The organism is Microvirga sp. HBU67558 (assembly GCF_018069605.1).
Classification (GTDB): Bacteria; Pseudomonadota; Alphaproteobacteria; order Rhizobiales; family Beijerinckiaceae; genus Microvirga; species Microvirga terrae.
This window is the reverse complement of sequence record NZ_JAGPUP010000374.1, coordinates 1-4,403: the sequence shown is the minus strand read 5'-3', so window position 1 is coordinate 4,403 and position 4,403 is coordinate 1. Positions and strand designations below refer to the sequence as shown.

The window sequence follows — 4,403 nt, the reverse complement described above, 5'->3', positions numbered from 1 at the left end:
TTGCAGCCTGAATGACCCGTTCGACGGGGTCCGTTATGCCCTTTTCAAGTTACTGCAACGGTGCCGGTCAGGTGGTGATGAAGACCATAGCCGCAGGGACCGGCCTCGTAGAAGAACGATAGGGTGGCGCCGGGTCGCGCAAGCCGAGCGCAGAGTTTGCTGATGGCCGCCGGATCATTGGCAATCTGGCCAAGGTATTCCACGGTGCCGCCGCGCCCGCTCTCGGCCACCGCAACGGAAATCTGGTCCTTGTGGACATCCATGCCCACAAATCTGGTATACTTCATCAGGCCCGTCTCCTATGCATGAGGCTTTGCGCCGGCTGTGCCGGCTTAACCCTCGTACCGTTGCATATCGGATGACGGGCCGCCCTCACGCCCTGCAATCATAGGGACTAGTCGCAAGGGCGGCCAGATAATGACCTCGAACTCGCCGCGTTCATCGAAGCCTTCAACGGCCACTTCCGGGCCGAATACCTCAACACGCCCTGGTTCCGCAGCCTCGCAGACGCCCAAGAAACAGTGGAGATTTGGCGCAGATGCTACAACGAAGCACGGCCTCATGGCGCAATCGGCAACAGACCGCCGATTTGCTGCAAAACCATGGGGATGTCCCGGGTTCTGTTGAATGTTTGAAGAGGTCGGCGTTGCCCACCTTGAGCCGGTAGGCTCGGGGTGTTGATTCCACAAATGAGAGCAACGCCATGACGAGAGATATCACACCGGCTGGTTCGCCGGCGACCGGGGCTGTGGACGAAGGGTTTGCGGAAGTGCGGGCGAGCTTCGATCGGTTCTGCCTTGCGGCAGGGATCGAGGCGCTCGGCACGATGATGGAGGCGGATGTCACGGCGGCCTGCGGGCCGCGCCACGGTCGCGACGCGGCGCGGCGGGCGCACCGTTGGGGCCGAACGCGGGGACGGATCGGTTTCCACGGCGGCAAGATCGAGGTCGAGCGCCCGCGGGTCCGGGGCGTGGACGGCCGCGAGGTCACGATCCCAAGCTGGGAAACGGCAGCGTAGGAGGACTGGCTCGGTCGCTGGGCGATGAACCTGATCCCCCGATCCGGGCGGTGCCGGCACGTCACCCTCAGGCAGCCGGACAGCGCGGCCGAACCGGCGCGTCGACACATTGATCAGTCGGCGGCCTCGCGGAGGTTCGTAGCGCTGTCGGCCGCGCGGCTGGCCGACTTCATGGCTACCGATCTGTCCGCGCTCGACATTCTGGTGGTCCAAATCGACGGGCTGCATCTGGGCGACGATCTCGTGCTGGTCGCCGCGATCGGGGTTGACGGCGAAGGCAACAAGCATCCGCTGGCGCTGGTGGAGGGGGCGACCGAGAACGCCGCAACGGTTCAGTCCCTGCTGGACAACCTGGTCTCGCGCGGGCTCGACCCGACGGTACCAAGACTGTTCATCGTCAACGGCGCGAAAGCGTTGTCGAAGGCGATCCGCCGCACCTTCGGTTCGGCCGCCGGGATCCAGCGCTGCCAGATCCACAAGGCGCGCAACATCATGGAACGGCTACCGAAAGAGTACCATGCGACCACCCGTCGGGTGCTGCGCCAGGCCTGGGAGCTCGATGACGCCGACAAGGCTGAAAAATTGATCCGCAATCTCGCGCGTCGACTCGACCAGCAATGGCCCGGCGTAGCGGCGAGCATCCTCGAAGGCCTCGACGAAATCCTGACCGTCGTCCGGTTGAAGCTGCCGAAGGAGCTTCGTCGATCGCTCGCCTGTACCAACATCGCCGAGAACATGATGGGCACCATTCGCCGCGTCACGCGCAACGTCAAACGCTGGCGGGATGCCGGTATGGCCTTGCGATAGGTCGCGGCCGGCATGATCGAGGCCAACAAGGGCTTCCGACGATTGAAGGCGCATAAGCAATTCTCGCTTCTGCGTGCGGCCCTTCAAGCTCACCACGATCGCATGACGATCAAGCCCGTTGCCCACGTCACGAGGGCCGCGTAACATTCATTCCGGAAGCGTCGGCCCGACGTAGTTCAACACCGATCGGGACATCCCCTTGCCTGGCTGATCCCGGCCTTACGGCAGATCTCCGCCACCGCAACCCCGTCGTTGCCCTGTTTCGGGATGAACGCCTTCTGCGCATCTGAAAACTTCGAGGCCTTCATGGTCCATCGCTCCTCCCAGCCGAAGGGTTCGGCAGTCGAGAACTCTAGCCAAAAATGGTCCAGTTTGCCGACCGCAGATCACTTCGGGCGGGACTCTAACTCCGAAATACTCAGTGGCAGGTCAACATCGCCCGAACCACAAAGTGATAGGGCGTCGGCTGCGCGACTGTTCATATCAAAACTACGTCAGCAACTTGACGGTGCACGCCGCGACGAACTGAGCAGAACCTGCCAATTTAATTCGGCACGAGGCCTGCGGTGCCAGGCCCGCCATCATGAACAGCGGCCGATCTTCGTCGAGCCCACAACGAGGGAGCGGCTGATCACCTCATCGTAGGCCCCAAGGTAGTCACTTCGCTATTACAGCCCAATGATTGACCTCGAAGTTTTGCCCGCCTGGGGATGAGGTTATCTCAACACCGTATTGGACGCTGCCGACGATTATGTCACCGAAATATCCTTTCGACTTTATCCATTGCAGGATACTCTTGATATCCACAGTCTCGCTGTTGGTCTTGGAGCTGCGCAAAAACGAGATAACCTTATGTTTGTTCCAGCCTTCAAACACGTTCCAGGTAGCTCCCCCGACATTTACGCCTGTGTAGACTGGGACAGCGGCGGTCCCTGAAGAGTTATACTTGTAAGAAATGGGCTTAACATCACCGCTTCCATCCGGATTGCCGGTGTAGTTGGTCCAAAGCATAACCTCATACGTATTTGAGCTGTCCCAGATATCGTAGGCGAAGTTCCAACGGCCGCTAGTCGGGACGTTCTGATTAAAGTTCGACCTCAGGTCGTTGATCGCACTCAGCGGTTTCCCGACATTGAAAGCTCCGTGGGGATAGCTCTTGATGCCGCCAGTATCAGGTTGGTTCGACCACACACTCCACTGGTGGACCGAATGCACAGAGATCGTCTGGGGCCCAGCACCTTGACCATATACGTCGTTGTTCCAGGAATAGCCATCGCGGGCAAAAGTACCGTACTGATCGCTCGAACTCCAGATCGGCGCTTTTGCGGATGCTGGGAATAGCGCAACCATTATCGCAAAAGGTAGCGCAAGTACGTTCAGCTTCGACAATGCAGACATTCTAATCTCCATCCTGAGAGCGTCCAGCCAACCTGCAGTAAGCAAAAATGAGGCCAGCGGACAATGCGTTGACGGCGGCCTCGAGCGCCTTCCGGTCGACGACGTTGGGATCGAACCGCTCCGGACCCCAGAGGCGCATTTGTTCGTGCTCCGGATGTGCGGGGTCGCTGATGGCATCGAGGTATTCGGCATAGCCCGGCGCACCACCGACGTCTTTCGGAGGACAACGACGGACGGCCTCGAGCAAGAGGCGAAGTCCCTCTGTCATCGTGTTGTCGAATCATTTTTCGAATGCCCTGCTACGCCGCAGTCATAGCGATAATGGATCGCCTTGGCTCCGGTCTCTTGAACGATATCGCTGAGGCGCTCTTTACTGGCATTGATGGGCTGCTGGCCGTAATCGTCGTGGCGATCGGGAATCCCCCAACGGACCTCACCGGCGAAGAACTCGAAGAGGTGACGCGACAGATGGAGCCGATCAAGCCGTATGGTGACAGGTACGACAAGGCGAGGCATCCCTCCCACGGGCGGCCGTCCTGGACCGCGTTGAGCAAACCGCGTCCAGGGCAGCGAGAATGAGCATTTGCACGCTGTGCGGAGGCTTCACAGACAATGTGCAGCGGCCCGCTCGAATTTCGCGTTGCGAACACTACAATCGAAGAGTCGCGAACAGGACATGGGCCAGGGGCTATCCCTGACTTTTGTTGACGGCTGCCCAGTCCCGGCGAGAAGCGGGAGAAGGTATCGATGATCGTAAGGACGCGAAGCTTGTGTCCGCTCGCCAACTGATCATGGACGAAGTCCATCGCCCAGGTCTGGTTCGATCGTGTGGCCGGCCTGCGATCATCGCGCAGCTTGGCCTTGACCCGGCGCTTCGGCGTATTGTTGCGTAATTGCTGGCCCAATTCGCGATAGATCCGCCGCGTCTTGTTCTGGCCATGGCGCCAGCCTTCACGACGCATCAGCACGTGAACACGACGATAACCGTAGCGGATACGAACGGCACCGTTGCATTAACCTCGGCCGTATAGCGAGGAGCGGTTCATCAAGGATTCGCTCCCGTGTCTCTGTTCAAGCGCCGTCGCTTCCCAGTCGAGATGATCCTGCTGTGCGTGCGCTGGTACTGCAAGTACGGGATCAGCTATCGCGATCTGTCTGAGATGATGCAGGAGCGCGGTGT

The 4,403-nt window shown here is 59.9% G+C and carries 4 protein-coding genes and 5 pseudogenes; 3 read left to right on the top strand and 6 right to left on the bottom strand.

Features of this window, described 5'->3' with window-relative positions; genetic code table 11:
- Window positions 1–44 precede the first annotated feature (44 nt).
- Window positions 45–287, bottom strand: a complete 243-nt coding sequence (locus tag KBI52_RS02180) for a hypothetical protein (RefSeq protein ID WP_210805030.1) — start codon at window positions 285–287, stop codon at window positions 45–47.
- Between the two features lie 147 nt (window positions 288–434).
- On the opposite strand from KBI52_RS02180, the pseudogene KBI52_RS02175 reads away from it, so the two are divergent.
- A pseudogene (locus KBI52_RS02175) lies at window positions 435–635 on the top strand (transposase); the annotation flags it as partial.
- Between the two features lie 68 nt (window positions 636–703).
- Window positions 704–1,969: pseudogene (locus KBI52_RS02170) on the top strand (IS256 family transposase).
- A 56-nt stretch (window positions 1,970–2,025) separates the two neighbouring features.
- On the opposite strand, the pseudogene KBI52_RS02165 reads toward KBI52_RS02170, so the two are convergent.
- The 5 genes and pseudogenes from KBI52_RS02165 to KBI52_RS02150 form a co-directional block, all read right to left on the bottom strand.
- Window positions 2,026–2,133, bottom strand: a pseudogene (locus tag KBI52_RS02165) (transposase); the annotation flags it as partial.
- 349 nt (window positions 2,134–2,482) lie between these two features.
- The gene (locus tag KBI52_RS02160; RefSeq protein ID WP_210805028.1) at window positions 2,483–3,223 is read right to left on the bottom strand and encodes a glycosyl hydrolase; all 741 of its coding nucleotides are present in this window, start codon (window positions 3,221–3,223) and stop codon (window positions 2,483–2,485) included.
- A 1-nt stretch (window position 3,224) separates the two neighbouring features.
- Window positions 3,225–3,491 carry a plasmid pRiA4b ORF-3 family protein gene (locus tag KBI52_RS32550; RefSeq protein ID WP_247654126.1) on the bottom strand — a complete coding sequence of 89 codons (267 nt, stop codon included), beginning with the start codon at window positions 3,489–3,491 and terminating at the stop codon, window positions 3,225–3,227.
- Window positions 3,488–3,739, bottom strand: coding sequence for a plasmid pRiA4b ORF-3 family protein (locus tag KBI52_RS32545; protein WP_247654125.1), 252 nt, complete (start codon window positions 3,737–3,739; stop codon window positions 3,488–3,490). The genes KBI52_RS32550 and KBI52_RS32545 overlap by 4 nt, the downstream gene beginning before the upstream one ends.
- Before the next feature lie 191 nt (window positions 3,740–3,930).
- A pseudogene (locus KBI52_RS02150) lies at window positions 3,931–4,221 on the bottom strand (IS3 family transposase); the annotation flags it as partial.
- A gap of 99 nt (window positions 4,222–4,320) precedes the next feature.
- On the opposite strand from KBI52_RS02150, the pseudogene KBI52_RS02145 reads away from it, so the two are divergent.
- Window positions 4,321–4,403: pseudogene (locus tag KBI52_RS02145) on the top strand (IS6 family transposase); the annotation flags it as partial.